The sequence below is a fragment of the Paenibacillus filicis genome, from assembly GCF_038070315.1.
GTDB lineage: Bacteria > Bacillota > Bacilli > Paenibacillales > NBRC-103111 > Paenibacillus_G > Paenibacillus_G filicis.
In genome coordinates this window covers 35,949-61,190 of the sequence record NZ_JBBPCC010000034.1, presented here as the reverse complement: position 1 = coordinate 61,190, position 25,242 = coordinate 35,949, and the positions used below count along the sequence as shown (strand labels likewise).

Sequence of the window (25,242 nt, the reverse complement as noted above, 5' to 3'; positions counted from 1 at the left end):
ATAAGTCCGCTCGACTTGCATGTATTAGGCACGCCGCCAGCGTTCGTCCTGAGCCAGGATCAAACTCTCCATTAAGGTGTTTGACTTGCTCAAAAGTAATGCTAGCGAGAATTTTCATTCTCTATTTTAACACTCACTCGTTGTTCAGTTTTCAAAGGGCAATTTCTCCAACAAAGACACGCTTATTAAGCATTTCCTTCTTTGTCGTTTATTGTCACCGTGTTTATCGGCGACTTTTATAATGTACCACACTTGCCTACTTTAATGCAAGCATTATTTTTTGGGCCCGCTCAATCAGCGGTGTGATACAAGCTGTCCTCTTTAGGAGAACGAGTTATAAATTAACATATATCCGCAGGGTAAGTCAAGCGTTTATTTCATTTTTTTTAATGATACATGCGATTCCTGGCATATCTCGAGATTTCTTTGGGGGAAGCAAGCCTGGCGTACATCCGGAAGATGATCCGGTAGCGGGATTCGATGGCCGTTTTAATGTCGGAGTCGATTCGTTTATCATTCAGATCGAAGAGCATTTCATCCAATTCCTTGCGCAAAACATAGTCCAGCTCTCTGCATTCCCGTTCATTGAATAAAAATCCTAGCATGTCTAGAGTACGGCCCCTTTCGGAATTCGAATATATCGTGGAATACAAAAAGGCATGCAAGACGTAAGGCCCTCCACTCCATCCATGGAGGTCGGCGCCTGTCTCTGCATACCTGAACGCCAAAGCCGACTTACTCGCTTTACTGTTATGCACAGTTTTTGGCATTTTTATGAGCGGATCGAAACAATTTTTAATTCTGAACAATCCATAAGGTAATCGTGCTTTCAATAATCGCAGCAATAAACAAGGTCACCACCAGCAACAAACATAGCGGCACAAGCGACTTCAAATACACCTTCAAATGCTGTACGACAATCTTCGACCGAGTCGGACTTGGCAGTGAAATCAGCCATTTGCTAAACAATACCCCTAGGCGCAAGCTCAGTGCACATGCCATAACGATCGCCGGCAGCTCCAGAATGCCATGCGGCAGTATCCCCTTCAGTACAGAAAACAGCGAATCCTTATCGGCTCCTACCGCTCCGGCGTAGCCCAGCAAGATCCCGTTAGATACGAGTAGAAACAGAGGTGGAATGCCGAAAAACAAGCCGGACAAAATGACCTGAAGCGACACCTTGGTATTATTCAGAAAAATGACCCAGAACAATGACCATTGCATATTGGGTTCATTGACAACATCCTGCTTCAGTTTATCCAGTGCCTCCAATTGAAGATTAATCATCCACCGGTAGCGCTCAGGCTCGCTCGCCCCCAGGAATATGGCAACCACAAATACCAACGCAGCAGCTATGATGTAATGCTTGATCAATTTCAGCTGTTCCCATGCGTCTCTTAACTTCATTCCATATCCCTCCATATCGTCATAAGTTATTGGTACGAGCATACATTTACTAACAAGCATGTAAACAAGCCTTTCGAACGTGACGGGCAAAGGAGGCTATCTTGTGAACTTTTTTTATGTCATGAACGGAAAAAAGCTAAAGCAGGCCCTGATTATTTGCGTAGCAGTCGTTTTTGCAGCGGGTATCGTCTATTCCGAAAGGGGTAATGTCACGGTCTTCTCCCATAACGAGCCCGCGGCCGTTTACAATGTATCGACGGAAAAGAAAGTCATTGCACTCACCTTCGACATTAGCTGGGGGGACACAAGGACAGAGCCTATTCTCAAGGTACTGGAAGACAAAGGCGTGAAGAACGCCACCTTCTTTCTGTCCTCGCCGTGGAGTGAAACCCACCCTGACCTGGTTAAGCGCATTGCGAAGAGCGGCTGGGAGATCGGGAGCCACGGCCATAAGCATGTGAATTACAGCAGCTTGAACGATGATGAGATCCGTACGCAGATCAAGACGGCACACACCATTCTAACGGATACAACGGGAACGGCACCGAACCTGCTTCGTCTGCCTAATGGAGACTTCGACAAACGAGTGCTGCGCATAGCCAGCGAATTGAATTACTCGGTGATCCAGTGGGACACCGACTCCTTGGATTGGAAAAATCCCGGTGTCGAGAGCATTGTCAACCGTGTCGTAAGCAAGGCTCATCCGGGTGACATCGTATTGCTGCATGCCAGTGATTCCTGCAAGCAAACACACGAAGCGTTGCCAATTATTATTGACAAACTGCGCAGTCAAGGATACGAGTTCGTCAGTGTTAGTCAGTTGATGAAGCAGGCGCATGTCGATAATAAACCGCCTGTCGAGGATCGTACATTCAAACAAAATCTGTAGCCAGATAAGGAATCAGGAGATCGGGAGCCGTTAGATCGGCTCTTTTTCTGTGCCGAGAACTTTTTGTAAAATCAAGATTTGCCAGGCATTGCAAGCCAGCAGCGGTAACATCATAAAGATGGTGGAGGCTGCATTGTCGAGCCTAATCGAAGGCAGCGCTTCAATCGAACTAACGGCAATCATGAAGAACAAGGTTGGAATCAGGGCCGATTTATTCGTCCACTTGACCTTCAACCAAGCAATAATTCCGCCGAAGACCAGGATGGCTACAGGCAGTGTCAAATAAGGAGCAAATGCCGCCGCCCCTTCCGCTCCGGTATAGCGCAGATAAACCAGATCGAACAGGACGATGACGATCACGATAATTTGCAGGTAGTCCCAGATCCATTTTTTTGGAATCATGCCCATGAAGATATAACGGACAATCAGATAGGCGAAAAAGCCCATTTGGCTGAGTACGCTAATCGTGCCGCCTCCAAGCAACGAAGTGACCAAATTGAAGCCGACTGCTTTGCCAGTACGAACCGCTTCCTGGTCAGTCAGCTGCATAACGAGCCCCGTCACAGTTCCGACCACAGCGCCAATAACTAAGGTTGTCCAGAATAAATAAAACCATTTTCTAAGTGTCACTGCGCTTAACCCTCCATTACAAGTCGTATCAACAGTTAATTGTACCAACGTTCACAATAAAATGCTAACGACTTTTGTGTTAATTGATTCGGGCGTTGCTCATACTAAGCTCAACATTAACGAAGGGAGCCTGAACGGATGAGAACGCAACGAAGCCGATTGCTCATACCCGTCATCTTGATCGCCGGTCTGTTATCGGCGTGCGGCTCGGATACTCAAGCTTCAAGCAGCGGTAGCGGCACCAATTACAAGGACATGAAATCCATGGTATTGGATATTTTGAAGACCGAAGATGGGCGGGTAGCCATACAGGAAGCGACCATTCATGAGAACAGCAAGCTGCAGCTTCTGTCTGCCGGCGATACGCAACAGCTGCAATTGGCTGTCAAGGATGTGCTGGTCGACACCGATCAGACTAAATTTCTACAAAAAATGATTACAGATCCTAAATTCGCAGGGCAGTTTGCTAAGGCGATCGAAAAGGATACTAAAAAAATTCAGAAGGACCTGATGAAGGATCCTGAATACCAGAAGCAAATGATGGACGCGATGAAAAGTCCAGATTTCGAAACGCTGCTACTGGATACGATGAAAACAACGCCTTACCGGACGCAAATGAAAACGGTCATTCAGGAGTCGCTGCAAAGCCCGTTGTTCAGATTGGAGCTCATGGAGCTAATGAAAAAAGTGCTTCAGGAAGAATCCATGCCCAAGCAGCAAGGACAGCAAGGTGGACAAGGCGGGCAAGGAAAAGAAGAGGGACAGAACGGACAAAAGAAAGGCAGTGGGGATAGCGGTTCGGATCAAGAAGGTGAAGGCGATCAGGAAGGAAAATAGGATCTTTTCGTTTTCGAAGGCAAAAATAAAGGATCGGCTATGAAGCCGATCCTTTTCGCAGTTGGACGGAGATCCGCTCGGCAACCTCGAGGTAGATCTTGCCGGTTTCTGATTCTGCTTTATAAACGGACGGGGAGTAATCGTGCTCAGCGACATGATTATCTGGAACGCCAAGAGGTATCTGTGCCAGCAGCGGGGCATGCAATTCTTCAGCCAGCTTGGCTCCACCGCCGCGGCCAAACACATAATCCTTCTGTCCACATGCGCTACAGGCATAATACGACATGTTTTCGACGATTCCCAGAATCTGATGATCCGTATGAATAGCCATGGCTCCTGCCCGGGCAGCAACGAAAGCAGCCGTCGCATGGGGAGTCGTTACGATGATTTCTTTGCTTTGCGGAATCATCTGATGCACATCCAGAGCAACATCACCTGTGCCAGGAGGAAGATCCAGGAGCAGATAGTCTAATTCGCCCCACTCGACTTCGTTAAAGAAGTTGCGGAGCATCTTGCCCAGCATAGGTCCGCGCCAGATGACAGGCGTATTCTCTTCGACAAAGAATCCCATAGAGATCACCTTTACCCCGAACCGCTCAACCGGGATAATACGGTTGTCCACAAGCTGAGGACGTTCTTCGATCCCCATCATATCCGGAACACTAAAGCCGTAGATATCCGCGTCCACAAGACCGACCTTTTTCCCCAATCGGGCGAGCGCTACGGCCAAATTGACCGTTACCGTGGATTTACCGACGCCACCCTTACCGCTGGCTACCGCAATGAACGAAACCCCGGATTCGGGGTCCAACACGCTGCGAGCCGCTGTAGAAGCCGCCTGCTGGTTGGTCATCTCCGGACGGGATGTGTCCTCAGCTGGCACCGATTCCTGCTTGCGCTGTGCTTCCGAACGTTCATAATCCGATAACACGCGGAAACGCACATGCACGCTGGATGCACCCTGCTGCTCGAAGCGCTTAGTAATCAACTGCTGGAGTCCGGACTTATACTCCTCCTCTTCGGATGAAAGCAATACCGTTACCGATACTTGGGACTCTTTAATCATCATGTCCCGGATAAAATTCAACTCGACAAGCCCGAGACCGAATGCAGGATCCTGAATCTCGCTTAGCGAAGCTAGTAATTGTTCTCTCGTCAGCACCTTGTCACCTCAGACGTTCTTTCAAAGTGGAATGATATATGCTACATACGTTAGTATACCACAATTTCAACTGCCACCCACTTTTTCGCCGGAATAGTAACGAAGAATACCCTGATAGACGGATGCAGCCACCTTCTTCTGGTAACCCGAGTCTTGAAGCAGTCGGGCCTCGGCAGGATTCGACAAGAAGCCGACCTCTACGAGGGCGCTTGGAATTTTCATGGCCTTTAATAGATAGATTTCTTTGTCCGCCTGCTTGGCAACACGGTCGGTATTTTTCAGATTGCTTTTTACTTCTTCCTGGATTAAAGTAGCGAGCGTCTGATTCGACGCATGATTCGGGTAAAAAAACGTTTGGGCACCGGACCATTTGGCAGATGGAATCGAATTCAGATGAATGCTGATCAGCATGTCCGCTTTCTGCTGAGACACAAGCTCCGCTCTCTTCAATAAGTCTTCCGTTTTCCGCCTGCTGTAGCTCTTGGTGGACGAATCAGCCAGGTCGCGATCATCCTCCCGGGTCATAATGACGAGAGCACCTGCCTGCTGAAGATAGTCTCTGAGCTGCAGGGCGATGGCGAGATTGATATTCTTCTCGACCACACCTTCCTTACTGCTGGCTCCGCCGTCAGGACCTCCATGTCCCGGGTCGAGCGCGATGATCTTCCCTGATAGAGGCGTCGTCCAGTAGGACCACGTCCGAGTCGCCGGCAGCTCGTAAGTGAACATGAATACCATCAAAGCCACGAGCAGCGCCGACATGATGATCTTCAGCCAGCTGTGCATCGTAAGCCATACCACGACCCTTCTTCTTCCGAACATGAAAAATCCACCTCGCATCCGCATAGACTCCTTATCATCTATATGGGACGAGGTGGCGCTTTATACCTTATGGTTATACCTGATACTCAGGCTCTTTCATGCCTTCGATAAGCACTTCCGCCACTTCCGGACGGGTAAATTGCGGCGGCGGACATTGCCCGTCACGCAGGAGCGCACGTACCTTGGTGCCGGACAGATGCATATGATCGGAGGACGGGTGCGGGCAAGTTTTGCTGGAAGCCATATTGCCGCACTTCGTGCAGTAGAAGCTGTGCTCGAAGAACAACGGAGTAATCCCCAGCTCTTCGGCCGTAAAGTTGCTGAAGATTTCCTGTGCTTCGTAAGTACCGTAGTAATCGCCTACGCCCGCATGATCACGGCCGACGATAAAGTGGGAGCAGCCATAATTTTTACGGACCATAGCGTGGAAGATCGCTTCTCTTGGGCCCGCATAGCGCATCGCCGCAGGAAACACACCCAGGAATACCCGGTCTTCGGGGTAATAATTCTCCAGAAGGACCAGATAGCTCTTCATCCGTACATCAGCGTAAATATCATCGGACTTCGTTTCCCCGACCAACGGATTCAGGAATAGTCCGTCCACGATCTCCATGGCGCTCTTCTGAATATACTCATGGGCTCGGTGCACCGGGTTGCGCGTCTGGAAGCCTACAACCGTTCTCCAGCCCTTCTCCGCGAAAATTCGGCGTGTCTGGACAGGGTCAAAATAAAACTCCTCGAATTTCTCCGGCTTCGGACGGCTCAGCACCTGGATCGGACCGCCAAGATACGTAGAAGGCTTCGTGAAGAGCTTCTGAACCCCCGGATGAGCCAGCTCACCTGTTTTGAAAACTTGGACAGCCTCATGCTTCTGATCGACCTTATAGATACTCTCCAAAGTCAGAATACCGTAGACAATACCGTCATTCTCGCCAACAAGGGCAATCTCCTGACCGAGCTTCAGCTCGGCCGCTTGCACTTCCTGAACTCCCAATGTAATCGGTATGCTCCAAACCGTACCGTCTGCAAGACGCATACGCTCGACGACAGAGCGGTAATCTTCTTCTCCCATAAAGCCAGTCAGAGGCGAAAATGCGCCTACTCCGATCAGATCCAGATCCGAAATCGCCCACGTATTGATGCGGAGCTGATAAAGTCCTGCCGCGCGGCTCACTAATTGCTCACGCTCTGCACCCTCGACAACACGGTTAATTAATGTGCCTCCGTGCGGTTGAATCGATACACCCATGGTTTCCGCTTCCTCCTAGCCTGTGCTGTGGTCTAAGGGACTCAGGGTCTTACTTGTGAAGTCCGCACTCCGTCTTCTCGAAGCCGGCCCAGCGTCCTGCACGAGGGTCTTCCCCGGCTGCCACCGGACGCGTGCAGTGCTCACAGCCGATGCTTGGGAAATTACGGTCATGCAGCGGGTTATAAATGATGTTGTTAGCGCGAATATAGTTCCAGACATCTTCGGTCGACCAATCAGCCAGCGGATTGAATTTCACCAAGCCAAATTTCACATCGTACTCCACCTTTTTGGCATTGGCACGAGTAGGCGCCTGATCGCGGCGAATCCCTGTAATCCAGGCATCGTAATTGCTCAGGATATCTGTTAGTGGATCAACTTTACGGATGTTGCAGCACTGGGTAGGATTAGACTTCCACAGTTCCTCGCCATGTGCGGACGCTTGCTCCTCCAGTGTGAGCTTCGGCAGTACATGTACGAACTCCAGTCCATAGTGCTGCTGCAGGCGATCTCGGGTCTCGTATGTTTCTTGAAAATGTACGTTGGTATCCAAGTAGAAAATGTCGGATTTGGGGCTTACCTTCTGGAGCATGTCGACTAATACAACGTCTTCAGCCCCGAAACTACAGGCAAGTGTAATATTCGGGAATCTTTCTACCGCCCAGGATAAAAGTTCTTCAGGAGTCTTATGTTCGAATTCTTCGGCCGCTTGCGTAATCAGGGCTTCTTTCTCAAATAAATTCATACTGGCTAACGCCTCCCGTTTTTATTTCCGAGTATTGTCATAAGTTTTATATCATTTATTTACAATTATAAATAATACGGACTTTTTGTCAATTTAAATTTATGAAGTCTATTCTGTTAGTTTATGGGTCGATGGCCCAGATGGTGATGCACAAAACAAAAAAACCTCTTCGCTCCCATAAGGGAACAAAGAGGTTTTGCATGTATACCCGAATCTTAACGCTTCGAGAATTGTGGAGCGCGACGAGCGGCTTTCAAGCCGTACTTCTTACGCTCTTTCATACGAGGGTCACGAGTCAGGAAGCCTGCTCTTTTCAGAGCGCCGCGGAATTCTGGATCTGCTTTGAGCAGAGCACGGGAAATTCCGTGACGGATAGCTCCGGCTTGTCCGGAAATACCGCCGCCATGTGCAAGAACGAGAACATCGTACTTGGACAGCGTTTCAGTCAGGTTAAGCGGTTGTTTAACGATCAGCTTCAAAGTCTCAAGACCGAAGTATTCGTCCAACTCGCGTTTATTGATAACGATACGGCCTTCACCCGGTACCAAACGTACACGTGCTACCGAATGCTTACGACGGCCGGTGCCATAATATTGTACTTGTGCCACAAGACAGTCCTCCCTTTATTAACCGCGAAGTTCCCAAACTACAGGTTGTTGTGCTTGATGCGGATGTTCCGAACCAGCGTATACATTAAGTTTCGTTTTCAGACGGTTGCCCAGACGAGTCTTAGGAAGCATCCCGTGGATCGCAAACTCCAGCACGCGCTCTGGTTTTGTGTTCAAGAGCTCTTGAGCCGTAGCGACTTTGAGACCGCCCGGATACAGGGAGTGACGATAGTATTTTTTATTTTGCAGTTTTTTACCAGTCAGGTGAATTTTCTCAGCGTTGATCACGATAACGAAATCGCCAGTGTCAACATGTGGAGTAAATTCAGGTTTGTGCTTGCCGCGCAGGATAGCTGCTGCTTCACTCGCAAGACGGCCAAGCGTTTTATCGGTAGCATCGATGATGTACCATTTGCGTTCAACTTCATTTGGCTTCGCCATATATGTGGTACGCATGTAAATGTTCCTCCTAGATCTATCTTCATCCATGATCATTAATCAACAATCCAATGGTTTTCAGACCCGGGGCCGTGGGATAGCCAGTCAGAAACACCATTGATAATCATACTACAAATTCCCTATATAATCAAGTAGTAGGCGGCGCTTCTTCATAAAAAACTTCCCAGAGCGTCAGGCCATGTGCCATGGCCGTCGGTCCTGCAGCTCCCCGGTCCTGAGCCTCCAAGATTCGCTTCATATCTGAGGCCTTACGCTTGCCTTCTCCAATCTGCAGCAAGGTGCCGACGATGATCCGTACCATATTGTATAAAAATCCATTGCCCGTCAGGTAAATATGAATGACGCTTGAGCGCAAGTGCTCATCGGTCCATGCACAATCCAGCCTGGCCTCGTATATGGTGCGCACATGGCTCACAGCCTTCGTACGGACGGAGCAGAACGACGTGAAGTCGTGCTCTCCCTCCACATAAGACAAGGCCTCACGCATCGCGTCGAGGTCCAGAGAGGGCGGATGGTAAAATTCCATATGCCGGGTCATCGGATCGAAAATCTTGCCACAGCGGATCGCATAGCGGTAGGTCTTGCGCTTGGCCCAGCGCCGCGAGTGAAACTCGAGCGGAACTTCTCTGACATCCCAGATCCTGATATCATGAGGAAGCCTGCCGTTCAGCGCCATGCCCCAGCGGGTAACAGGAATCTTGGAGCCCGTATGGAAGTGAAACACTTGACCGCGAGCATGCACGCCGGCATCGGTTCGTCCGGAAGCATGGATCTTAACCTCTTCCCCAGTCAACCAGCGAATCGCCTGTTCCAGCTGATGCTGCACGGTATTCAGACCGGGCTGTACCTGGAAGCCGTTATACCCGGCACCGTCGTAGCTCACGGTTATACATATATTTCTCACGGGCTGCCCTCCGCAACCATCAACCTAACCCGTTTCCTGCATACAAAAAAAGGGTTTCATCAGAATCAAAAAGATCCCGTCCACCCTTTCCCATCCTTTATCTCTTAAGCGCGGTCTACGAGTTCCAGGTAAACCATAGGCGCAGCATCACCGCGACGCGGGCCAAGTTTCAGGATACGTGTGTATCCGCCTTGACGCTCTGCGTAACGAGGAGCCAAATCAGAGAAAAGTTTTTGAATCGCATCTTGGTTTTCATTAGCTTGTTCACGACGAACAAACGAAGCCACTTGGCGGCGAGCATGCAGATCTCCGCGCTTAGCGAGAGTAATCAGCTTCTCAGCGATCGAACGAAGTTCTTTCGCTTTCGCTTCTGTCGTTTGAATACGTTCGTGTATAAACAAGTCGGTTACCAGGTCGCGGAACAGTGCCTTACGCGAACTGGAGTCACGATTTAACTTTTTGTAAGCAGCCATGTGAGCAACCTCCTTCTTCTTGATGGTGGAAAGTCCTTCTCGGGTGCTAGTCTTCCATGCGAAGTCCAAGACCCAGCTCTTCGAGCTTTTCTTGTACTTCTTCGAGAGATTTGCGTCCCAGGTTGCGGACCTTCATCATATCTTCTTCCGTTTTCGTAATCAATTCCTGAACCGTATTGATGCCTGCACGCTTGAGACAGTTGTAAGAACGTACGGAGAGGTCGAGCTCTTCGATGGTCATCTCGAGCACTTTCTCCTTCTTGTCTTCTTCCTTCTCTACCATAATCTCGGCATCCTTCGCTTCATCGGTCAGACCGACGAAGAGCAGCAGATGCTCCGTCAGGATTTTAGCGCCCAAGCTAACGGCTTCTTCAGGACGAATGCTGCCGTCGGACCATACTTCAAGCGTAAGCTTGTCATAGTTCGTGACTTGCCCTACGCGGGTATTCTCAACACTGTAATTGACACGAGTAATAGGAGTGTAGATCGAATCGATCGGAATCACGCCGATCGGCTGATCCTCTCTTTTGTTCTTGTCTGCCGATACATATCCCCGTCCACGGTTCGCATGAATTCTCATGTGAAGTCTGGAGTCGGAGGACAGCGTAGCAATGTGCAGATCCGGGTTTAAAATCTCCACATCGCTATCGCCGCGAATATCGCCAGCCACAACAGCCCCTTCACCCTCTGCATCGATCTCCAGCACTTTCTCTTCATCGGAATGAATTTTCAGTGAGAGACCTTTCAGGTTCAGGATGATTTCCGTAACATCTTCCATGACACCTGGAACCGTTGAGAACTCGTGCAGGACGCCGTCGATTTGAACGGATGTTACTGCCGCACCCGGAAGGGAAGACAGTAAGATTCTGCGTAACGAGTTGCCGAGCGTAGTTCCGTAGCCTCTTTCCAAAGGCTCTACGACAAATTTGCCGTACGTGCCATCTTCGCTTAATGATACGGTTTCTATTTTCGGCTTTTCGATTTCGATCATTGTAAACCCTCCTTCAAACGTCGTTTCATTCTGGATAACGTAAGACGTATAAAACGCGCAGTATGCCTATCCAAATAGTATAGACACCATTTGGATATTTATACCACTGGGCTTAGCAATCCTGAACTATACACGACGACGCTTTGGAGGACGGCAACCGTTATGAGGAATCGGAGTCACGTCTTTAATCAGGTTTACTTCCAAACCTGCTGCTTGCAAAGAACGGATAGCTGCCTCACGGCCTGCGCCCGGTCCTTTAACCATAACTTCAACCACTTTCATGCCATGCTCCATTGCAGCTTTAGCTGCGGATTCAGCTGCCATTTGAGCAGCGAACGGCGTGCTTTTACGGGAACCCTTGAAGCCCAGGTTACCTGCGCTTGCCCAAGAGATTGCATTACCATGCGGATCTGTGATGGTAACAATCGTGTTGTTGAACGTAGAACGGATATGAGCCACTCCGCTGTCGATATTTTTCCGGTCGCGACGTTTAGTACGAACGACTTTTTTTGGTTTAGCCATGTAACATTACCCTCCTTTACTATTTTTTCTTATTAGCTACCGTACGACGAGGACCTTTACGTGTACGAGCATTAGTTTTAGTACGTTGACCACGAACAGGCAGGCCGCGACGATGACGAACACCGCGGTAGCAGCCGATTTCGATCAGGCGCTTGATGTTCAGCGAGATTTCACGACGAAGGTCACCTTCAACCTTCAGCGTCTTGTCGATGACATCACGGATTTTGCTCACTTCGTCCTCTGTCAGATCGCGAACGCGAGTATCCGGGCTGATACCGGTTTGAGCTACGATTTTCGCGGAAGTCGTGTTGCCAATCCCGAAAATGTAAGTCAAAGCGATGATCACGCGCTTGTCACGCGGTAAGTCTACACCAGCAATACGTGCCATGAATGCAGCACCTCCTTAGCCTTGTTTTTGTTTGTGTTTCGGATTTTCGCAAATGACCATAACGTTACCTTTGCGGCGAATGACTTTGCATTTTTCGCAAATCGGTTTGACCGACGGTCTAACCTTCATGGTGGTTACCTCCTCAAAGCTTTCGTAAGAAAGCTGCCTCGTAAGGATTCTGGCTTCCCGAAGGAAGCTACATCATAAGATGTGTGCTTAATGCTTCATAGGACGAACGATCTATTTAAAACGATAGGTTATACGGCCTCTGGTCAAATCATACGGGGAAAGCTCCACCGTTACTTTATCACCTGGCAGAATCCGAATAAAGTGCATTCTGATTTTGCCGGATACGTGAGCAAGTATTTGATGACCGTTCTCCAGTTCAACCTTGAACATTGCATTCGGAAGGGGTTCAATCACTGTACCTTCAACTTCAATTACATCTTCTTTGGCCACAGTCATTCTCCTTTCTCTTGCGCATCATGCGTAAATTGGCTCGCTGCCTGCATCAAAACATGTCTGAGCTTAGCATTAGTTACCCGGCCGGTATCACGGAGACTATCGGCTACTTCGGCGCTAACTGCCGGAAGAAGCTGGAGATGAAGTAGACTTTTCTTCTTGGGATCATCGAACTTCCGTTTGCTGCCGTCTGCGATCTGCACGTATCGTTGGTCTACGACGCCGATTATAACGGCAAGCTTTCCGGAATCCCGTCCCCGATTTACCCTCACGATTTGCCCGGGCTGCGGAACATTCGTTGGTGCCATATGCCTTACGAGCCCGGCAGCGTCAAAATCTCGAAGCCGTCCTGCGTAATGGCGATGGTATGTTCGAAATGTGCGCACAGTGTGCCATCCACCGTGACCACCGTCCAGTTGTCTTCAAGCGTCCGGACGTATCGTTCACCCACGTTGACCATCGGTTCGATCGCAAGCACCATACCCGGTCGCAAGCGCGGTCCGTGACCGGCAACGCCGTAGTTAGGAATTTGCGGCTCCTCATGGAGCTCGGTACCGATGCCATGTCCTACATACTCCCGCACAATCGAAAATCCTTCACTCTCCGCACATCTTTGAATGGCATTGGATATCGTGTACAACCTTGCGTCCGGTTTCGCTTCCGCAAGTCCGGCGAAGAGCGACCGCTCCGTAACCTCGAGCAGTTTGCTCGCCGTCTCAGAGATCGTTCCTACACCATACGTCCAAGCGGAGTCGCCATGATATCCTTTGTATTGAGCACCGATGTCGACACTGATGATGTCACCGTCCTTCAGCTTGCGCTGACCGGGGATTCCATGAACCAATTCATCATTGACCGAAGCGCAGATGCTTCCAGGAAAACCATTGTAGCCTTTAAAAGATGGAATCGCGCCCTGACTGCGAATATAATCTTCTGCGATCTGATCGAGCTCTTTGGTTGTAATATCGGGCTGAATGGCCTTCTGCAGCACGCGATGCGTTTCAGCAACGATGCGTCCGGCCTCGCGCATATACTCCAATTCAGCGGCAGATTTACAAATGATCATTCCGCTTGTCCTCGCAATAGTGAACTGATTTGTGCAGTAACCGTATCGATTTCTTGCTCACCGTTAACCTCACGCAATATGCCTTGATTCCGGTAGTAATCCAGAAGCGGAGCGGTTTTATTGATATATTCGTCCAGACGATTGCCGACCTTCTCTTCGTTGTCGTCCGAACGCTGATACAATTCACCTGAACATTTATCGCAGACCTGGTCAACTGCCGGAGGGTTAAACAAGACATGATACGTGGCACCGCAGGATTTGCAGATCCGGCGGCCTGTCAAACGGGCAAGCAGCAAATCACGATCTACACTCAGGTTGATGACATGATCGATCTTCCGATTCAAACCAGCCGCGATTTCGTCCAGCGCTTCCGCTTGGGAGATTGTTCTCGGAAAGCCGTCCAGCAGAAATCCCTTCGTGCAATCGTCTTGCGCCAAACGGTCGCGTACGATGCCGATCGTGATCTCATCCGGAACAAGCAAGCCTTGATCCACAAACTTCTTCGCTTCGACACCAAGAGGTGTCTCTTGCTTCATCGCAAGCCGAAAAGCATCACCGGTGGAGATATGCGGAATATGGAACTCTTCAATGATCCGTTCCGCTTGCGTACCTTTACCTGCACCAGGAGGTCCCATAAAGATGATGTTCACCGTGACTTCCTCCCCCATTTGCATCATGCGATGCTAACAGCACAATAGGTGCCGATAGTTCTCACGGAATCCGCCCTGGGCGGTCCCGTCAACCTCTGGACGCCAATGATGCCGAGTATCGGTCGTCACAGGCGTCGGGGCGAGCGTACTATCAGAACCTATATGCTATTTATTAATGAAGCCCTTGTAATGGCGTTTGATCAATTGGCTTTCGATGGTTTTCATCGTTTCCAAACCTACACCGATTACGATGAGTAAGGAAGTACCGCCGATTTGCACGGATTGTGGCAAACCAGCCAGCGCAGCGAAAATCATCGGAACAATAGATACCGCGGCCAAGAACAGCGCTCCGGAAAGGGTGATCCGAGTCATCACACGGGTCAAATACACTTCGGTGTTCTTACCTGGGCGAATGCCCGGGATGTATCCGCCGTTCTTCTTCATCTGCTCTGCCATCTGTACAGGGTTAATCTGTACAAACGTATAGAAGTACGTAAATCCGATAATCAGAAGCACGTACAGTACCATACCTAGCGGATGCGTGTAGCTAAGATTCGCGATGATCCACTCGGCAACCGGATTTCCACGCCAGAAGCCGGCAATGGTCGGCGGAAACACGAGTAAGGACAGTGCGAAAATGACCGGAATGACGCCCGCAGCGTTCACTTTAAGCGGAATATGTGTAGATTGACCGCCGAACATTTTGCGACCGACCACCCGTTTCGCGTACTGAACCGGAATCTTGCGAATGCCCTGCTGGACGAATATGACACCAACAATCAAGGCGACTACAACAGCAGCGATGATCAATACCTTAATAATGTTAAGGAAAACCGCACCGCCTGCATCCACAAATTGAGTTTGATAAATTTGTCGAATGCCTGTCGGAATCGCAGCGACAATGCCCGCGAAGATGATAATGGAAATACCATTTCCAATGCCATTCTCGGTGATTTGTTCCCCTAACCACATCAGAAATGCTGTACCAGCCGTGAGCACAATCGCAATCAAAGCATACGTCGTAAAGCTCGGATTGATGACCAAGCCGTTTACCATCCGGTTAAAGCCGATCGCAAAGCTGAACGCTTGGATAAGCCCCAGCACGATGGTTCCGTATCGGGTGATTTGACTAAGTTTCTTGCGGCCGACTTCCCCTTCTTTGGCCCACTGCGTGAATGTCGGGATGACATCCATCGACAGCAGCTGCACGATGATCGACGCCGTAATGTACGGTGTGATCGTCATGGCGAAGATGGAGAACTGGAACAGCGCACCACCGGAGAAAGTATTCAACAATGCGAATACTCCGCTGGTTGCCTGGTCTTGCATTTTCAGTAGTTCTGTGTTGATGTTAGGTACCGGAATAAAAGCACCAATTCTGTAGACGATCAGCACCAGAAGGGTGAATAGGATCCGTCTCCTCAGATCGTCTACTTTCATAATATTGGATATGGTACGGAACATTAAATCACCTCGGTTTTACCGCCGGCAGCTGTGATCTTCTCTACCGCAGATTGGGAGAATTTGCTCGCCTTTACATTCAGTTGAACCGTGATTTCACCGTTACCAAGGATCTTGATGCCGCTAAGTGGATTCTTAACGATACCGGATTCCAGCAATACTTCCGGAGTCACTTCCGTGCCTGCTTCGAACTTGTTCAAGTCCGTCAGGTTGACGATTGCGTACTCTTTGCGGAACTGGTTGTTAAATCCACGCTTCGGCAAGCGACGATACAATGGGTTTTGACCGCCCTCGAATCCAGGACGAACACCGCCGCCGGAACGAGCGTTTTGACCCTTGTGACCACGAGTCGAAGTTTTACCCATGCCGCTACCAACACCGCGACCCACACGCTTGCGGGAATGACGCGAACCTGGGGCAGAAGTTAGTTCATGCAATTTCATCGTTTGCACCTCCTCTAGCTTTATGTTAAGTCATTACGCTTCGATTTCTTTAACTTCTACCAAGTGGCTCACTTGAGTAACCATGCCGCGGATTGCAGCATTGTCAGCTTGCGTGACCGATTGATGAAGCTTGCGAAGTCCGAGAGCGGTAACCGTGCGACGTTGAGTCTCTGGTCGGCCGATCAGGCTGCGCTTGAGGGTAATTTGCAATTGCTTAGCCATGTTATCCCTCCTAACCTAAAAGTTCTTCTACGGTTTTACCGCGAAGCTTAGCAACATCTTCCGCACGCTTCAGGCGCTGTAAGCCCTCCAGGGTAGCGTTAACCATGTTCATGGAGTTGGAAGAACCAAGGGATTTCGTCAGGATGTCGCCAACGCCTGCAAGCTCGAGCACGGCACGAACCGGGCCACCTGCAATAACTCCTGTACCTTTGGAAGCCGGCTTCAGCAGCACTCTACCAGCGCCGAAGTGACCCACTACCAAGTGAGGAACCGTTGTTCCGACGATTGGAACTTGAATCAGGTTTTTCTTAGCATCTTCGATACCTTTACGGATAGCATCAGGTACTTCAGAAGCTTTACCGATTCCAGCGCCTACCCAGCCGTTGCCATCGCCTACGACAACAAGTGCGCTAAAGCTGAAACGACGTCCGCCCTTTACAACTTTAGCTACGCGGTTGATTTGAACGACTTTTTCAGTCAATTCCAATGTGTTTGGATCGATACGCAAGTCCTTACCTCCTTATGTGTAGATTTGTTTTAGAAATCAAGACCTGCTTCGCGAGCAGCGTCAGCCAATGCTTTTACACGACCATGGTACAAGTATCCGCCGCGGTCAAATACAACCTTCTCAACGCCTGCTTGTTTCGCACGCTCTGCAATCAAAGAACCGACTTTCGTAGCAGCCTCAGCGTTGCCGCCGTTGCCGATCGTTTCTTTCAGTGCTTTGTCTTGCGTGGAAGCGGAAGCGATCGTTACTCCCGTAACGTCGTCGATCAGCTGCGCATACATATGTTTGGAAGAACGGAAAATGTTGAGGCGTGGACGCTCAGCCGTTCCTTGAATTTTCTTACGAACGCGAAGATGTCTTTTCAGACGCGCTTTGTTCTTATCGCCTTTAGTAATCATTCGAGTCTTCACTCCTTTCGGTTTTCTTGACGAAGCAGGTCAGGCCATTAGCCTAGGCTGCCTTACTTCTTCTTACCGGCTTTACCTTCTTTGCGAAGGATCCGTTCGCCTTCGTACTTGATACCTTTACCTTTATACGGCTCTGGCTCACGCACGGAGCGGATTTTGGCAGCATATGCGCCAACCAGCTCTTTGTCGATACCTTTAACCGTGATCTTCGTGTTCGATGGAACATCGAATTCGATGCCGTTTGCAGGCTCGATTTCAACTGGGTGAGAGTAACCTACGTTCAATACCAGCTTGTTGCCGGATTTGTTCGCACGGTAACCTACGCCAACGAGTTCAAGATTCTTAGCAAAACCGTCAGTTACACCGCTCACCATATTTTGAACGACGCTACGCGTCGTGCCATGCAGGGAACGATGCAGTTTATTGTCAGAAGGACGCTCTACATTGATGATGCTCTCTTCAACGCTAACCTTCATGTCTTTGTGAAGCTCGCGGCTAAGCGTACCTTTCGGTCCGTTTACCGTAATTAATGTATTGTCTAAAGTCACGCTAACTCCGCTAGGGATCGTGATTGGTTTGCGACCAATACGGGACATGTTGTGCACCTCCGTTCTTTAAAAATCGATATTACCAAACGTAGCAGATAACCTCTCCGCCAGCTTTGGATTGACGAGCTTCTTTGTCGGTCATTACACCTTTAGAAGTCGAGAGAATTGCGATACCCAGACCGCCGAGTACACGAGGTACTTCTTGGCTTTTCGCGTAAACGCGAAGACCTGGCTTGCTGATTCTTTTCAGACCTGTAATAACGCGCTCGTTGTTGGAGCCGTATTTCAGGAACAAGCGGATGATGCCTTGCTTGCTGTCTTCGATATATTCAGCGTCACGGATGAAGCCTTCCTTCTTGAGGATCTCAGCGATTTCGCGCTTGATCTTCGAAGCTGGAATTTCAACAGTCTCATGACGAACGACATTAGCGTTGCGAATGCGTGTAAGCATATCTGCAATTGGATCGGACATAACCATGTGTTGTAAACCTCCTTCCCGAAACTTTGAGTTTTACCAGCTTGCTTTCTTTACGCCAGGAATCTGGCCTTTGTATGCCAATTCGCGGAAGCAAATTCTGCAAATTTTAAATTTACGCAATACCGAATGGGGACGTCCGCAGCGCTCGCAGCGCGTGTAGGCCTGCACCTTAAATTTCGGAGGACGCTGCTGCTTAATCTTCATCGAAGTTTTTGCCACTTTCGTTTACACCTCCATAGGTTCCACTGAAACCCGTATCGTAAGCTATTTATTTCGTGAACGGCATGCCGAGCTGCGTCAGCAATTCGCGGGATTCTTCGTCAGTTTTCGCTGTAGTTACGATTACGATATCCATACCGCGGACTTTGTCCACTTTATCGTATTCAACCTCAGGGAAAATGAGTTGTTCTTTCAAACCGAGTGTGTAGTTACCACGGCCGTCGAAGGCTTTGGTCGATACACCGCGGAAGTCACGTACGCGTGGAAGCGCAACGTTGAACAACTTGTCGAGGAAGTGGTACATGCGCTCGCCGCGCAGTGTTACCTTAACGCCGATAGGCATATTTTCACGCAGTTTGAAGCCTGCGATCGATTTTTTAGCGCGAGTGATAACCGGCTTTTGACCAGCGATCAGTTGCAGGTCGGATACGGCGGTATCAAGCACTTTGGAGTTGGAAACCGCTTCGCCAACACCCATGTTGATAACTACTTTCTCGATTTTAGGAACTTGCATAACCGTAGTGTAGTTAAACTTTTGAATCAACGATGGCGTTACTTCGTTCAGAAAACGATCTTTCATTCTTGCTGCCATAAGACTCGTTTACCTCCTTTCTTTACCTTTACGATTAATCGATAACCTCGCCGGATTTTTTCGCGACGCGGACTTTTTTACCGTTATCCAATACTTTGTAGCCGATACGAGTCGGTTGGCCGCTCTTCGGATCTACCAGCATCACGTTGGAGACGTGGATTGCAGCCTCTTGAGTGAGGATGCCCCCTTGCGGGTTCGCCTGGGAAGGTTTCGCATGCTTCTTGATCATGTTTACGCCTTCGACCAGCACGCGGTTTTGACGAGGGTAAGCTGCGAGTACGCGGCCTTTTTTGCCTTTGTCTTTACCGGTGATGACGATAACCGTGTCTTCTTTCTTCACGTGCAATTTATTGTTGTGGGACTCCAGTTTCTTCGGTTGTTTTGGCATTGTAGTGTTACACCTCCTACAGGTTTTCGCGAATGAAAACCGCTTCGTAAGTAAAGCTTGTTCAATATATCGCGGACTAGCCGTTTAATGCTTAGATAACTTCTGGTGCCAGAGAAACGATTTTCATGAAATCTCTGTCGCGAAGTTCACGAGCTACCGGTCCGAAGATACGAGTGCCGCGTGGGCTCTTGTCATCCTTCACGATAACTGCTGCATTCTCGTCAAACGTAATGTAGGATCCGTCCTTACGACGAGCACCGCGTCTCGTGCGTACCACTACAGCTTTGACAACATCGCCCTTCTTGACAACGCCACCTGGTGTTGCTTCTTTCACCGAGCAGATGATCAAATCTCCGATATTAGCTGTACGACGTCCTGTACCACCCAACACGCGGATACACATCAGAGACTTCGCACCAGAATTGTCAGCTACCTTCAATCGTGTAAATGGTTGAATCATTGTGTAGTTCCTCCTTCCGGTATTGATGCCGATTGCTTATATTAAACGATAACCGCTTTTTCTACGACCTTAACCAGTCTAAAGCGTTTGTCCTTGGAGAGCGGACGTGTTTCCATGATTTCGACAACGTCGCCGATTTTAGCGTCGTTATTCTCGTCATGAGCCTTGAACTTTTTCGTATATTTAATCCGCTTGTGGTACAAGTCGTGCTTTTTGTAAGTCTCAACGGCAACAACGATGGTTTTATCCATTTTGTCGCTTACGACTCTGCCCACTTGCGTTTTACGCTCGTTGCGTTCAGCCATTGCGAGATCCTCCTCTCTCTTTCATTAACTAGTGATTCCCAATTCTCTTTCACGCAAAACAGTCTTTGCCCGAGCAATCTCTTTGCGTACTTTTTGAATCTGTACGGGATTATCCAGTTGACCTGTAGCCAGTTGAAAACGGAGGTTAAAGAGTTGCTCTTTAAATCCGGCAATCTTTTGTTCGAGCTCAGCAGAGGTTAGGTTGCGAAATTCACTAGCTTTCATTTGCTTCACCACCCAGTTCTTCTCTTTTCACAAACTTCGTCTTGATCGGGAGCTTGTGAGAGGCGAGACGCATAGCTTCACGGGCGATTTCTTCGCTTACGCCGGCCAGTTCAAACAGAACCTTACCCGGTTTTACGACAGCAACCCATTTCTCTACGTTACCTTTACCGCTACCCATCCGGACTTCAAGCGGCTTTTGGGTGATTGGCTTGGAAGGGAAAATCTTGATCCAAACTTTACCGCCCCGCTTAATATAACGAGTCATGGCAATACGAGCTGCTTCGATTTGACGGTTGGTTACCCAAGCCGGCTCCATCGCTTGCAGGCCGAACTCACCGAAATGCACTTCCTGTCCGCCTTTAGCTTTACCGCGCATGTTGCCGCGGTGCTCTTTACGGTGTTTTACACGTTTAGGAACTAACATGGATTAGTTGCCTCCTTCCGTAGCAGCCTTTTTCTTAGCCGCAGGAAGAACTTCGCCGCGATAGATCCATACTTTTACGCCGATACGTCCATAAGTGGTATGAGCTTCAGCTGTACCATAGTCGATATCCGCACGCAAGGTATGAAGAGGTACTGTACCTTCGCTGTAGCCTTCCTGTCTTGCAATTTCCGCTCCGCCCAAACGGCCGCTAACTGCAGTTTTGATACCTTTAGCGCCGGATCTCATCGATCTTTGGATAGCTTGTTTCAGTGCACGACGGAACGATACGCGACGTTCCAGTTGTTGTGCAATGCTTTCAGCGACCAGGATTGCATCGAGATCAGGGGTTTTGATTTCCGTGATATTGATGTGAACCTTTTTGCCGTTCGTCAGCTTGGTCAGGTAAGCGCGGATAACTTCAACTTCAGAACCGCCTTTACCAATAACCATACCTGGCTTAGCTGTATGAATCGTAACGTTCACGCGGTTAGCCGCACGCTCGATCTCGATGCGGGAAACTGCGGATTCTTTCAATTTCTGTTTCAAGTACTCACGAATTTTTACGTCTTCCATCAACAGATCGCCGAAATCTTTGCCGGCATACCATTTAGACTCCCAATCGCGAATGATACCGATACGAAGTCCCACCGGGTTTACTTTTTGACCCACACGTTGTCCCTCCTTATTTCTCAGATACCACTACAGTGATGTGGCTGGTACGTTTATTGATGCGGCTCGCACGACCCATAGCGCGAGGACGGAATCTTTTCAAGGTTGGTCCTTGATCTACGAACACTTGCGAAATCACCAGACTGTTAGGGTCCAGGGAGTTGTTATGCTCCGCATTCGCAATCGCCGATTTCAGCAGCTTCTCGATGATCGGGGATGCCGCTTTAGGCGTGTGGTTCAGGATTGCAATAGCTTCGCCCACTTGCTTACCGCGGATCAAATCAACCACGAGCTGAGCTTTACGGGGAGCGATGCGTACGTATCTTGCAATAGCTTTTGCTTGTTGCATGGATGTACCTCCTCTCGTTCAAAAACTGAATCTATATCCAAAAGTTATCTTAGCGCTTGCCCGTTTTCTTGTCGTCGTCGTGACCTTTGTAAGTACGGGTTGGTGCGAATTCGCCAAGCTTATGTCCTACCATATCTTCCGTTACGTAAACCGGTACATGCTTTCTGCCATCATAAACAGCAAATGTGTGACCGATGAATTGCGGGAAAATCGTGGAGCGGCGGGACCAAGTCTTGATCACTTGCTTTTTCGAGGAAGCGTCTACCTCTGCAACTTTCTTAAGCAGATAGCCATCGATAAACGGTCCTTTTTTCAAACTGCGACCCATATGTTGTTCCTCCCTTCTTTAAGCAACGCGTGTTTCCGAGTCAACCGTCTTACTTCGTACGGCGACGTACAATGTATTGATTGGAAGCTTTGTTTTTCTTCCGTGTTTTGTAACCAAGCGTCGGCTTGCCCCATGGGGACATTGGAGATTTGCGACCGATCGGGGAACGGCCTTCACCACCACCGTGTGGGTGATCGTTAGGGTTCATGACGGAACCGCGAACTTCCGGTCTTTGTCCGAGCCAGCGGGAACGGCCAGCTTTACCGATTTTAATGAGTTCATAATCCTCGTTACCGACGGAACCGATTGTAGCGCGGCAAACTTTAAGGATTTTTCTCATTTCGCCGGAAGACAGACGAACTGTTACATAACGTTCTTCTTTACCAAGCAATTGAGCTTCTGTACCTGCCGCGCGAACCAATTGGCCGCCTTTGCCTGGCTTCAGCTCAATGTTGTGGATAACCGTACCAACCGGAATGTTCTCCATAGGAAGAGCGTTACCGATTTTGATATCAGCCTCAGGGCCGGATACGATTTGATCGCCCACTTTCAAGCCTTTAGGAGCGATGATGTAGCGTTTTTCGCCATCCACGTAGTGGATCAGCGCGATGTTAGCCGAACGGTTTGGATCGTATTCGATCGTAGCAACGCGTCCAGGTATTCCATCTTTGTTACGTTTGAAGTCGATAATCCGGTATTTACGCTTATGTCCGCCGCCTTGGTGACGAACCGTAATTTTACCTTGGTTGTTACGTCCAGCTTTTTTGCTCAATGGAGCCAAAAGCGATTTCTCCGGTGTGGATGTTGTGATTTCTTCGAAAGTCGAAACGGACATCGCACGTCTCGCCGGGGACGTTGGTTTATACTTTTTAATTGGCACGTGGTTTCCCTCCTTACTTGAGAAGTGTCTTAGACGGACTCAAAGAACTCCAGCTCTTTGCTGTCTGCCGAAAGAGTTACAATCGCTTTTTTCCACTCGGATGTATAACCGGAGTAACGGCCGTAACGCTTTGGCTTAGCCGGCATTCTAAGTGTGTTCACGTTCGTTACTTTCACTTTGAAGATTTGTTCGATCGCTTGCTTGATTTCCGTTTTGTTCGTACGGATGTCAACCTCGAACACATATTTTTTGTCGGCCATCATTTCGCTAGTACGTTCAGTAATGATCGGGCGCTTAATAATATCGCGAGGGTTCTTCATTACGCAAACACCTCCTCTACCTTTTGCACCGCGTCCTTCGTAATGATCAGCTTGTCATAAGACAATACGTCGAGCACGTTGATTCCTTCAGCGATAACAAACTTAACGCCAGGAATGTTGCGTGCGGACAATGCTACGTTTTCTTCGTAGCCAGCTGTCACTACCAAGGCTTTACGCTCAACTTTCAGGTTGTTCAGGATAGCTGCAAATTCCTTCGTCTTAGGAGCGGACAGTTGCAGTTGGTCCAGAACGATGATTTCGCTAGCCTTCACCTTAGAAGACAACGCGGATTTAATCGCCAAGCGACGAACTTTCTTAGGCAGTTTGAACGAGTAGCTGCGAGGAGTTGGTCCGAAAACCACACCGCCGCCTTTCCATTGAGGAGAGCGGATACTACCTTGACGAGCACGTCCAGTACCTTTTTGTTTCCAAGGCTTACGGCCACCGCCACGAACTTCGGAACGACCCTTCGTTTTGTGCGTACCTGCACGAAGCGAAGCGCGTTGCAACAGAACAGCTTGATTCAGTACATGTGCATGGGGTTCGATTCCGAATACGCTCTCGGCCAATTCGACTTCGCCCACTTGCGAACCACTGACATTAAATACTGCTACTTTTGGCATTTGTTATCCTCCTTTCCTGCTTGCTTACTTCTTCACCGTAGCTTTGACGGTTACGTAGCTATTTTTAGGACCCGGAATGGAACCTTTAATCAGAAGCACGTTGCGCTCAACATCAACCTTAACCACTTCAAGCTTTTGAATCGTTACCGTTTCTTTACCCATGTGTCCTGGCAATTTCTTGCCTTTCGGTACACGGTTAGCTTGGATGGAACCCATGGAACCAGGACCGCGGTGATAACGGGAACCGTGAGTCATTGGGCCTCTGGATTGGTTATGACGCTTGATAACGCCTTGGAATCCTTTACCTTTGGAGATACCCGTTACGTCAACGAATTCGCCTTCGGAGAACAGATCTGCTTTGATTTCCTGGCCAACTTCATAACCAGCAATATCAACGCCGCGAATTTCCTTAATGTAGCGCTTAGGCGTAGCACCGGCTTTCTTCACATGGCCGAGCTCCGGTTTATTGGCTCTTTGTTCTTTCTTTTCGTCAAAACCGATTTGGATAGCTTCGTAACCGTCGTTCTCCGCGTCCTTCTTCTGCAGAACCGTGTTAGGACCTGCTTGGATTACAGTAACCGGTACAACCAATCCTTCTGGAGTAAACACTTGAGTCATCCCAAGTTTTTTTCCTAAGATACCTTTAGTCATCGTTGACACCTCTTTTCTTTTGTAGCTTGTTTGTATTTATCCACAATGTGTATATTACAGTTTGATTTCGATGTCCACACCGGACGGCAGATCCAGACGCATCAGCGCATCAACCGTTTGCGGCGTAGGATTCACGATATCGATCAAACGCTTATGTGTGCGCATTTCGAATTGCTCACGCGAATCTTTGTACTTATGAACAGCACGAAGAATCGTGATGATTTGCTTCTCGGTTGGAAGCGGAATCGGACCAGACACTCCTGCACCGGAACGTTTGGCTGTATCCACGATTTTTTCTGCGGATTGATCCAGAATTCTGTGATCATAAGCCTTCAAACGAATACGAATCTTTTGCTTTGCCATTGTATTCCCTCCTTCTATCGCCCAATTTAGTATCGGACATACTCCGTGAAAATCTCCTGACGCTCCACCCCTATGGCAAAGGGGCCGGGTGTGTCAGCAACCTCTCACATCATCGCAA

The 25,242-nt window shown here is 49.0% G+C and carries 42 protein-coding genes and 1 rRNA gene; 2 read left to right on the top strand and 41 right to left on the bottom strand.

The genetic code is table 11. The features are described 5' to 3' along the window. From WMW72_RS33170 to WMW72_RS33160, 3 genes are all read right to left on the bottom strand, one after another. Positions 1-75, bottom strand: a 16S ribosomal RNA gene (locus WMW72_RS33170); the annotation flags it as partial. Between the two features lie 311 nt (positions 76-386). Beyond that, entirely contained in the window at positions 387-605 is a 219-nt protein-coding gene (locus WMW72_RS33165; RefSeq protein ID WP_341419864.1) for a hypothetical protein, read from the bottom strand. A 190-nt stretch (positions 606-795) separates the two neighbouring features. Continuing rightward, positions 796-1,407: a stage II sporulation protein M gene (locus WMW72_RS33160; protein ID WP_341419863.1), complete on the bottom strand. Its 612-nt coding sequence runs from the start codon at positions 1,405-1,407 to the stop codon at positions 796-798. Positions 1,408-1,510: 103 nt separating this feature from the next. Here WMW72_RS33160 and pdaB point away from each other — a divergent pair, with 103 nt between their 5' ends. Next, entirely contained in the window at positions 1,511-2,296 is a 786-nt protein-coding gene (pdaB, locus tag WMW72_RS33155; protein WP_341419862.1) for a polysaccharide deacetylase family sporulation protein PdaB, read from the top strand. Positions 2,297-2,326: 30 nt separating this feature from the next. Here pdaB and WMW72_RS33150 read toward each other — a convergent pair whose 3' ends face one another. After that, a complete protein-coding gene (locus tag WMW72_RS33150) occupies positions 2,327-2,926 on the bottom strand; it encodes a KinB-signaling pathway activation protein (RefSeq protein ID WP_341419861.1) in 600 nt (199 codons plus the stop codon). Positions 2,927-3,064: 138 nt separating this feature from the next. Between WMW72_RS33150 and gerD the strand changes: the two genes are divergently transcribed. Continuing rightward, complete coding sequence (gene gerD / locus WMW72_RS33145) at positions 3,065-3,763, top strand: spore germination lipoprotein GerD (RefSeq protein WP_341419860.1); 699 nt, start codon at positions 3,065-3,067, stop codon at positions 3,761-3,763. Positions 3,764-3,800: 37 nt separating this feature from the next. Here the strand turns inward: gerD and WMW72_RS33140 are convergent, their stop codons facing one another. The 37 genes from WMW72_RS33140 to rpsJ all read right to left on the bottom strand — a co-directional run bounded on the left by WMW72_RS33140 (position 3,801) and on the right by rpsJ (position 25,124). Then, positions 3,801-4,925, bottom strand: a complete 1,125-nt coding sequence (locus WMW72_RS33140; protein WP_341419859.1) for a P-loop NTPase — start codon at positions 4,923-4,925, stop codon at positions 3,801-3,803. Between the two features lie 66 nt (positions 4,926-4,991). Next, positions 4,992-5,747: an N-acetylmuramoyl-L-alanine amidase CwlD gene (gene cwlD / locus WMW72_RS33135; RefSeq protein WP_341419858.1), complete on the bottom strand. Its 756-nt coding sequence runs from the start codon at positions 5,745-5,747 to the stop codon at positions 4,992-4,994. 73 nt (positions 5,748-5,820) lie between these two features. Further along, the gene (gene sat, locus WMW72_RS33130) at positions 5,821-6,996 is read right to left on the bottom strand and encodes a sulfate adenylyltransferase (RefSeq protein ID WP_341419857.1); all 1,176 of its coding nucleotides are present in this window, start codon (positions 6,994-6,996) and stop codon (positions 5,821-5,823) included. Between the two features lie 49 nt (positions 6,997-7,045). Continuing rightward, complete coding sequence (locus tag WMW72_RS33125) at positions 7,046-7,738, bottom strand: phosphoadenylyl-sulfate reductase (RefSeq protein WP_341419856.1); 693 nt, start codon at positions 7,736-7,738, stop codon at positions 7,046-7,048. A 215-nt stretch (positions 7,739-7,953) separates the two neighbouring features. Then, a complete protein-coding gene (gene rpsI, locus WMW72_RS33120) occupies positions 7,954-8,346 on the bottom strand; it encodes a 30S ribosomal protein S9 (protein WP_281884102.1) in 393 nt (130 codons plus the stop codon). Positions 8,347-8,364: 18 nt separating this feature from the next. Further along, positions 8,365-8,802 carry a 50S ribosomal protein L13 gene (gene rplM / locus WMW72_RS33115; RefSeq protein ID WP_341419855.1) on the bottom strand — a complete coding sequence of 146 codons (438 nt, stop codon included), beginning with the start codon at positions 8,800-8,802 and terminating at the stop codon, positions 8,365-8,367. A 130-nt stretch (positions 8,803-8,932) separates the two neighbouring features. Continuing rightward, on the bottom strand, positions 8,933-9,709 hold the full coding sequence (gene truA / locus WMW72_RS33110) for a tRNA pseudouridine(38-40) synthase TruA (RefSeq protein WP_341419854.1): 777 nt from the start codon (positions 9,707-9,709) through the stop codon (positions 8,933-8,935). 104 nt (positions 9,710-9,813) lie between these two features. Further along, on the bottom strand, positions 9,814-10,182 hold the full coding sequence (gene rplQ, locus WMW72_RS33105) for a 50S ribosomal protein L17 (protein WP_341419853.1): 369 nt from the start codon (positions 10,180-10,182) through the stop codon (positions 9,814-9,816). Between the two features lie 46 nt (positions 10,183-10,228). Continuing rightward, positions 10,229-11,173 carry a DNA-directed RNA polymerase subunit alpha gene (locus WMW72_RS33100; RefSeq protein WP_072338003.1) on the bottom strand — a complete coding sequence of 315 codons (945 nt, stop codon included), beginning with the start codon at positions 11,171-11,173 and terminating at the stop codon, positions 10,229-10,231. Positions 11,174-11,299: 126 nt separating this feature from the next. Next, complete coding sequence (rpsK, locus tag WMW72_RS33095) at positions 11,300-11,695, bottom strand: 30S ribosomal protein S11 (protein ID WP_159887882.1); 396 nt, start codon at positions 11,693-11,695, stop codon at positions 11,300-11,302. A gap of 19 nt (positions 11,696-11,714) precedes the next feature. Then, positions 11,715-12,083, bottom strand: coding sequence for a 30S ribosomal protein S13 (rpsM, locus tag WMW72_RS33090; RefSeq protein ID WP_341419852.1), 369 nt, complete (start codon positions 12,081-12,083; stop codon positions 11,715-11,717). A gap of 15 nt (positions 12,084-12,098) precedes the next feature. Next, on the bottom strand, positions 12,099-12,212 hold the full coding sequence (rpmJ, locus tag WMW72_RS33085) for a 50S ribosomal protein L36 (protein WP_003333770.1): 114 nt from the start codon (positions 12,210-12,212) through the stop codon (positions 12,099-12,101). Between the two features lie 111 nt (positions 12,213-12,323). Next, the gene (gene infA, locus WMW72_RS33080; RefSeq protein WP_072338006.1) at positions 12,324-12,542 is read right to left on the bottom strand and encodes a translation initiation factor IF-1; all 219 of its coding nucleotides are present in this window, start codon (positions 12,540-12,542) and stop codon (positions 12,324-12,326) included. Between the two features lie 316 nt (positions 12,543-12,858). Then, the gene (map, locus tag WMW72_RS33070; RefSeq protein ID WP_341419850.1) at positions 12,859-13,611 is read right to left on the bottom strand and encodes a type I methionyl aminopeptidase; all 753 of its coding nucleotides are present in this window, start codon (positions 13,609-13,611) and stop codon (positions 12,859-12,861) included. Continuing rightward, complete coding sequence (locus tag WMW72_RS33065) at positions 13,608-14,261, bottom strand: adenylate kinase (RefSeq protein ID WP_341419849.1); 654 nt, start codon at positions 14,259-14,261, stop codon at positions 13,608-13,610. Before WMW72_RS33065 ends, map begins: the two co-directional genes overlap by 4 nt. 165 nt (positions 14,262-14,426) lie before the next feature. Further along, positions 14,427-15,725: a preprotein translocase subunit SecY gene (secY, locus tag WMW72_RS33060; protein WP_341419848.1), complete on the bottom strand. Its 1,299-nt coding sequence runs from the start codon at positions 15,723-15,725 to the stop codon at positions 14,427-14,429. Beyond that, the gene (gene rplO / locus WMW72_RS33055; RefSeq protein ID WP_341419847.1) at positions 15,725-16,165 is read right to left on the bottom strand and encodes a 50S ribosomal protein L15; all 441 of its coding nucleotides are present in this window, start codon (positions 16,163-16,165) and stop codon (positions 15,725-15,727) included. The genes secY and rplO overlap by 1 nt, the downstream gene beginning before the upstream one ends. 33 nt (positions 16,166-16,198) lie before the next feature. Continuing rightward, on the bottom strand, positions 16,199-16,387 hold the full coding sequence (gene rpmD / locus WMW72_RS33050) for a 50S ribosomal protein L30 (protein ID WP_341419846.1): 189 nt from the start codon (positions 16,385-16,387) through the stop codon (positions 16,199-16,201). Positions 16,388-16,397: 10 nt separating this feature from the next. Beyond that, positions 16,398-16,895 carry a 30S ribosomal protein S5 gene (gene rpsE / locus WMW72_RS33045; protein WP_341419845.1) on the bottom strand — a complete coding sequence of 166 codons (498 nt, stop codon included), beginning with the start codon at positions 16,893-16,895 and terminating at the stop codon, positions 16,398-16,400. A 29-nt stretch (positions 16,896-16,924) separates the two neighbouring features. Then, the gene (gene rplR, locus WMW72_RS33040; RefSeq protein WP_341419844.1) at positions 16,925-17,293 is read right to left on the bottom strand and encodes a 50S ribosomal protein L18; all 369 of its coding nucleotides are present in this window, start codon (positions 17,291-17,293) and stop codon (positions 16,925-16,927) included. Between the two features lie 62 nt (positions 17,294-17,355). Beyond that, complete coding sequence (gene rplF, locus WMW72_RS33035) at positions 17,356-17,898, bottom strand: 50S ribosomal protein L6 (protein ID WP_341419843.1); 543 nt, start codon at positions 17,896-17,898, stop codon at positions 17,356-17,358. A gap of 31 nt (positions 17,899-17,929) precedes the next feature. Next, on the bottom strand, positions 17,930-18,328 hold the full coding sequence (gene rpsH / locus WMW72_RS33030) for a 30S ribosomal protein S8 (protein ID WP_054797092.1): 399 nt from the start codon (positions 18,326-18,328) through the stop codon (positions 17,930-17,932). Positions 18,329-18,361: 33 nt separating this feature from the next. Further along, a complete protein-coding gene (locus WMW72_RS33025; RefSeq protein ID WP_010498863.1) occupies positions 18,362-18,547 on the bottom strand; it encodes a type Z 30S ribosomal protein S14 in 186 nt (61 codons plus the stop codon). A 49-nt stretch (positions 18,548-18,596) separates the two neighbouring features. Next, the gene (gene rplE, locus WMW72_RS33020) at positions 18,597-19,139 is read right to left on the bottom strand and encodes a 50S ribosomal protein L5 (RefSeq protein WP_341419842.1); all 543 of its coding nucleotides are present in this window, start codon (positions 19,137-19,139) and stop codon (positions 18,597-18,599) included. Between the two features lie 34 nt (positions 19,140-19,173). Continuing rightward, positions 19,174-19,527, bottom strand: coding sequence for a 50S ribosomal protein L24 (rplX, locus tag WMW72_RS33015; RefSeq protein ID WP_341419841.1), 354 nt, complete (start codon positions 19,525-19,527; stop codon positions 19,174-19,176). A gap of 91 nt (positions 19,528-19,618) precedes the next feature. Beyond that, positions 19,619-19,987 (bottom strand): 50S ribosomal protein L14, encoded by a 369-nt coding sequence (gene rplN / locus WMW72_RS33010; RefSeq protein ID WP_072338018.1) that lies wholly within the window; start codon positions 19,985-19,987, stop codon positions 19,619-19,621. Positions 19,988-20,028: 41 nt separating this feature from the next. Continuing rightward, entirely contained in the window at positions 20,029-20,292 is a 264-nt protein-coding gene (gene rpsQ, locus WMW72_RS33005) for a 30S ribosomal protein S17 (RefSeq protein WP_341419840.1), read from the bottom strand. Between the two features lie 24 nt (positions 20,293-20,316). Next, positions 20,317-20,517: a 50S ribosomal protein L29 gene (gene rpmC, locus WMW72_RS33000; protein ID WP_341419839.1), complete on the bottom strand. Its 201-nt coding sequence runs from the start codon at positions 20,515-20,517 to the stop codon at positions 20,317-20,319. Beyond that, complete coding sequence (gene rplP / locus WMW72_RS32995) at positions 20,507-20,941, bottom strand: 50S ribosomal protein L16 (protein WP_341419838.1); 435 nt, start codon at positions 20,939-20,941, stop codon at positions 20,507-20,509. The genes rpmC and rplP overlap by 11 nt, the downstream gene beginning before the upstream one ends. 3 nt (positions 20,942-20,944) lie before the next feature. Continuing rightward, on the bottom strand, positions 20,945-21,610 hold the full coding sequence (gene rpsC / locus WMW72_RS32990; RefSeq protein ID WP_341419837.1) for a 30S ribosomal protein S3: 666 nt from the start codon (positions 21,608-21,610) through the stop codon (positions 20,945-20,947). 13 nt (positions 21,611-21,623) lie between these two features. Beyond that, on the bottom strand, positions 21,624-21,959 hold the full coding sequence (gene rplV, locus WMW72_RS32985) for a 50S ribosomal protein L22 (RefSeq protein WP_072338023.1): 336 nt from the start codon (positions 21,957-21,959) through the stop codon (positions 21,624-21,626). A 49-nt stretch (positions 21,960-22,008) separates the two neighbouring features. Beyond that, on the bottom strand, positions 22,009-22,287 hold the full coding sequence (rpsS, locus tag WMW72_RS32980; RefSeq protein ID WP_072338024.1) for a 30S ribosomal protein S19: 279 nt from the start codon (positions 22,285-22,287) through the stop codon (positions 22,009-22,011). Positions 22,288-22,336: 49 nt separating this feature from the next. Beyond that, on the bottom strand, positions 22,337-23,167 hold the full coding sequence (rplB, locus tag WMW72_RS32975; RefSeq protein WP_341419836.1) for a 50S ribosomal protein L2: 831 nt from the start codon (positions 23,165-23,167) through the stop codon (positions 22,337-22,339). A gap of 29 nt (positions 23,168-23,196) precedes the next feature. Continuing rightward, entirely contained in the window at positions 23,197-23,487 is a 291-nt protein-coding gene (gene rplW / locus WMW72_RS32970; RefSeq protein WP_072338026.1) for a 50S ribosomal protein L23, read from the bottom strand. Then, complete coding sequence (gene rplD, locus WMW72_RS32965) at positions 23,487-24,110, bottom strand: 50S ribosomal protein L4 (protein ID WP_341419835.1); 624 nt, start codon at positions 24,108-24,110, stop codon at positions 23,487-23,489. The genes rplW and rplD overlap by 1 nt, the downstream gene beginning before the upstream one ends. Positions 24,111-24,134: 24 nt before the next feature. Beyond that, a complete protein-coding gene (rplC, locus tag WMW72_RS32960; protein ID WP_341419834.1) occupies positions 24,135-24,761 on the bottom strand; it encodes a 50S ribosomal protein L3 in 627 nt (208 codons plus the stop codon). 54 nt (positions 24,762-24,815) lie between these two features. Beyond that, on the bottom strand, positions 24,816-25,124 hold the full coding sequence (gene rpsJ / locus WMW72_RS32955; protein ID WP_062410373.1) for a 30S ribosomal protein S10: 309 nt from the start codon (positions 25,122-25,124) through the stop codon (positions 24,816-24,818). Positions 25,125-25,242: the final 118 nt, after the last annotated feature.

What these genes read in the sequence shown, in the direction of transcription:
- WMW72_RS33165 (WP_341419864.1), bottom strand. Translation starts at nt 605, where the DNA reads ATGCTAGGATTTTTATTCAATGAACGGGAATGCAGAGAGCTGGACTAT.
- WMW72_RS33160 (WP_341419863.1), bottom strand. Translation starts at nt 1,407, where the DNA reads ATGAAGTTAAGAGACGCATGGGAACAGCTGAAATTGATCAAGCATTAC.
- gerD (WP_341419860.1), top strand. Translation starts at nt 3,065, where the DNA reads ATGAGAACGCAACGAAGCCGATTGCTCATACCCGTCATCTTGATCGCC.
- cwlD (WP_341419858.1), bottom strand. Translation starts at nt 5,747, where the DNA reads ATGTTCGGAAGAAGAAGGGTCGTGGTATGGCTTACGATGCACAGCTGG.
- sat (WP_341419857.1), bottom strand. Translation starts at nt 6,996, where the DNA reads ATGGGTGTATCGATTCAACCGCACGGAGGCACATTAATTAACCGTGTT.
- WMW72_RS33125 (WP_341419856.1), bottom strand. Translation starts at nt 7,738, where the DNA reads ATGAATTTATTTGAGAAAGAAGCCCTGATTACGCAAGCGGCCGAAGAA.
- rplM (WP_341419855.1), bottom strand. Translation starts at nt 8,802, where the DNA reads ATGCGTACCACATATATGGCGAAGCCAAATGAAGTTGAACGCAAATGG.
- rplQ (WP_341419853.1), bottom strand. Translation starts at nt 10,182, where the DNA reads ATGGCTGCTTACAAAAAGTTAAATCGTGACTCCAGTTCGCGTAAGGCA.
- WMW72_RS33100 (WP_072338003.1), bottom strand. Translation starts at nt 11,173, where the DNA reads ATGATCGAAATCGAAAAGCCGAAAATAGAAACCGTATCATTAAGCGAA.
- rpsK (WP_159887882.1), bottom strand. Translation starts at nt 11,695, where the DNA reads ATGGCTAAACCAAAAAAAGTCGTTCGTACTAAACGTCGCGACCGGAAA.
- rpsM (WP_341419852.1), bottom strand. Translation starts at nt 12,083, where the DNA reads ATGGCACGTATTGCTGGTGTAGACTTACCGCGTGACAAGCGCGTGATC.
- rpmJ (WP_003333770.1), bottom strand. Translation starts at nt 12,212, where the DNA reads ATGAAGGTTAGACCGTCGGTCAAACCGATTTGCGAAAAATGCAAAGTC.
- map (WP_341419850.1), bottom strand. Translation starts at nt 13,611, where the DNA reads ATGATCATTTGTAAATCTGCCGCTGAATTGGAGTATATGCGCGAGGCC.
- secY (WP_341419848.1), bottom strand. Translation starts at nt 15,725, where the DNA reads ATGTTCCGTACCATATCCAATATTATGAAAGTAGACGATCTGAGGAGA.
- rplO (WP_341419847.1), bottom strand. Translation starts at nt 16,165, where the DNA reads ATGAAATTGCATGAACTAACTTCTGCCCCAGGTTCGCGTCATTCCCGC.
- rpmD (WP_341419846.1), bottom strand. Translation starts at nt 16,387, where the DNA reads ATGGCTAAGCAATTGCAAATTACCCTCAAGCGCAGCCTGATCGGCCGA.
- rplR (WP_341419844.1), bottom strand. Translation starts at nt 17,293, where the DNA reads ATGATTACTAAAGGCGATAAGAACAAAGCGCGTCTGAAAAGACATCTT.
- rplF (WP_341419843.1), bottom strand. Translation starts at nt 17,898, where the DNA reads ATGTCCCGTATTGGTCGCAAACCAATCACGATCCCTAGCGGAGTTAGC.
- rpsH (WP_054797092.1), bottom strand. Translation starts at nt 18,328, where the DNA reads ATGGTTATGTCCGATCCAATTGCAGATATGCTTACACGCATTCGCAAC.
- rplE (WP_341419842.1), bottom strand. Translation starts at nt 19,139, where the DNA reads ATGGCAGCAAGAATGAAAGATCGTTTTCTGAACGAAGTAACGCCATCG.
- rplX (WP_341419841.1), bottom strand. Translation starts at nt 19,527, where the DNA reads ATGCCAAAACAACCGAAGAAACTGGAGTCCCACAACAATAAATTGCAC.
- rplN (WP_072338018.1), bottom strand. Translation starts at nt 19,987, where the DNA reads ATGATTCAACCATTTACACGATTGAAGGTAGCTGACAATTCTGGTGCG.
- rpsQ (WP_341419840.1), bottom strand. Translation starts at nt 20,292, where the DNA reads ATGGCTGAACGCAACGAGCGTAAAACGCAAGTGGGCAGAGTCGTAAGC.
- rpmC (WP_341419839.1), bottom strand. Translation starts at nt 20,517, where the DNA reads ATGAAAGCTAGTGAATTTCGCAACCTAACCTCTGCTGAGCTCGAACAA.
- rplP (WP_341419838.1), bottom strand. Translation starts at nt 20,941, where the DNA reads ATGTTAGTTCCTAAACGTGTAAAACACCGTAAAGAGCACCGCGGCAAC.
- rplV (WP_072338023.1), bottom strand. Translation starts at nt 21,959, where the DNA reads ATGCAACAAGCAAAAGCTATTGCAAGATACGTACGCATCGCTCCCCGT.
- rpsS (WP_072338024.1), bottom strand. Translation starts at nt 22,287, where the DNA reads ATGGGTCGCAGTTTGAAAAAAGGACCGTTTATCGATGGCTATCTGCTT.
- rplW (WP_072338026.1), bottom strand. Translation starts at nt 23,487, where the DNA reads ATGAAGAACCCTCGCGATATTATTAAGCGCCCGATCATTACTGAACGT.
- rplD (WP_341419835.1), bottom strand. Translation starts at nt 24,110, where the DNA reads ATGCCAAAAGTAGCAGTATTTAATGTCAGTGGTTCGCAAGTGGGCGAA.
- rplC (WP_341419834.1), bottom strand. Translation starts at nt 24,761, where the DNA reads ATGACTAAAGGTATCTTAGGAAAAAAACTTGGGATGACTCAAGTGTTT.
- rpsJ (WP_062410373.1), bottom strand. Translation starts at nt 25,124, where the DNA reads ATGGCAAAGCAAAAGATTCGTATTCGTTTGAAGGCTTATGATCACAGA.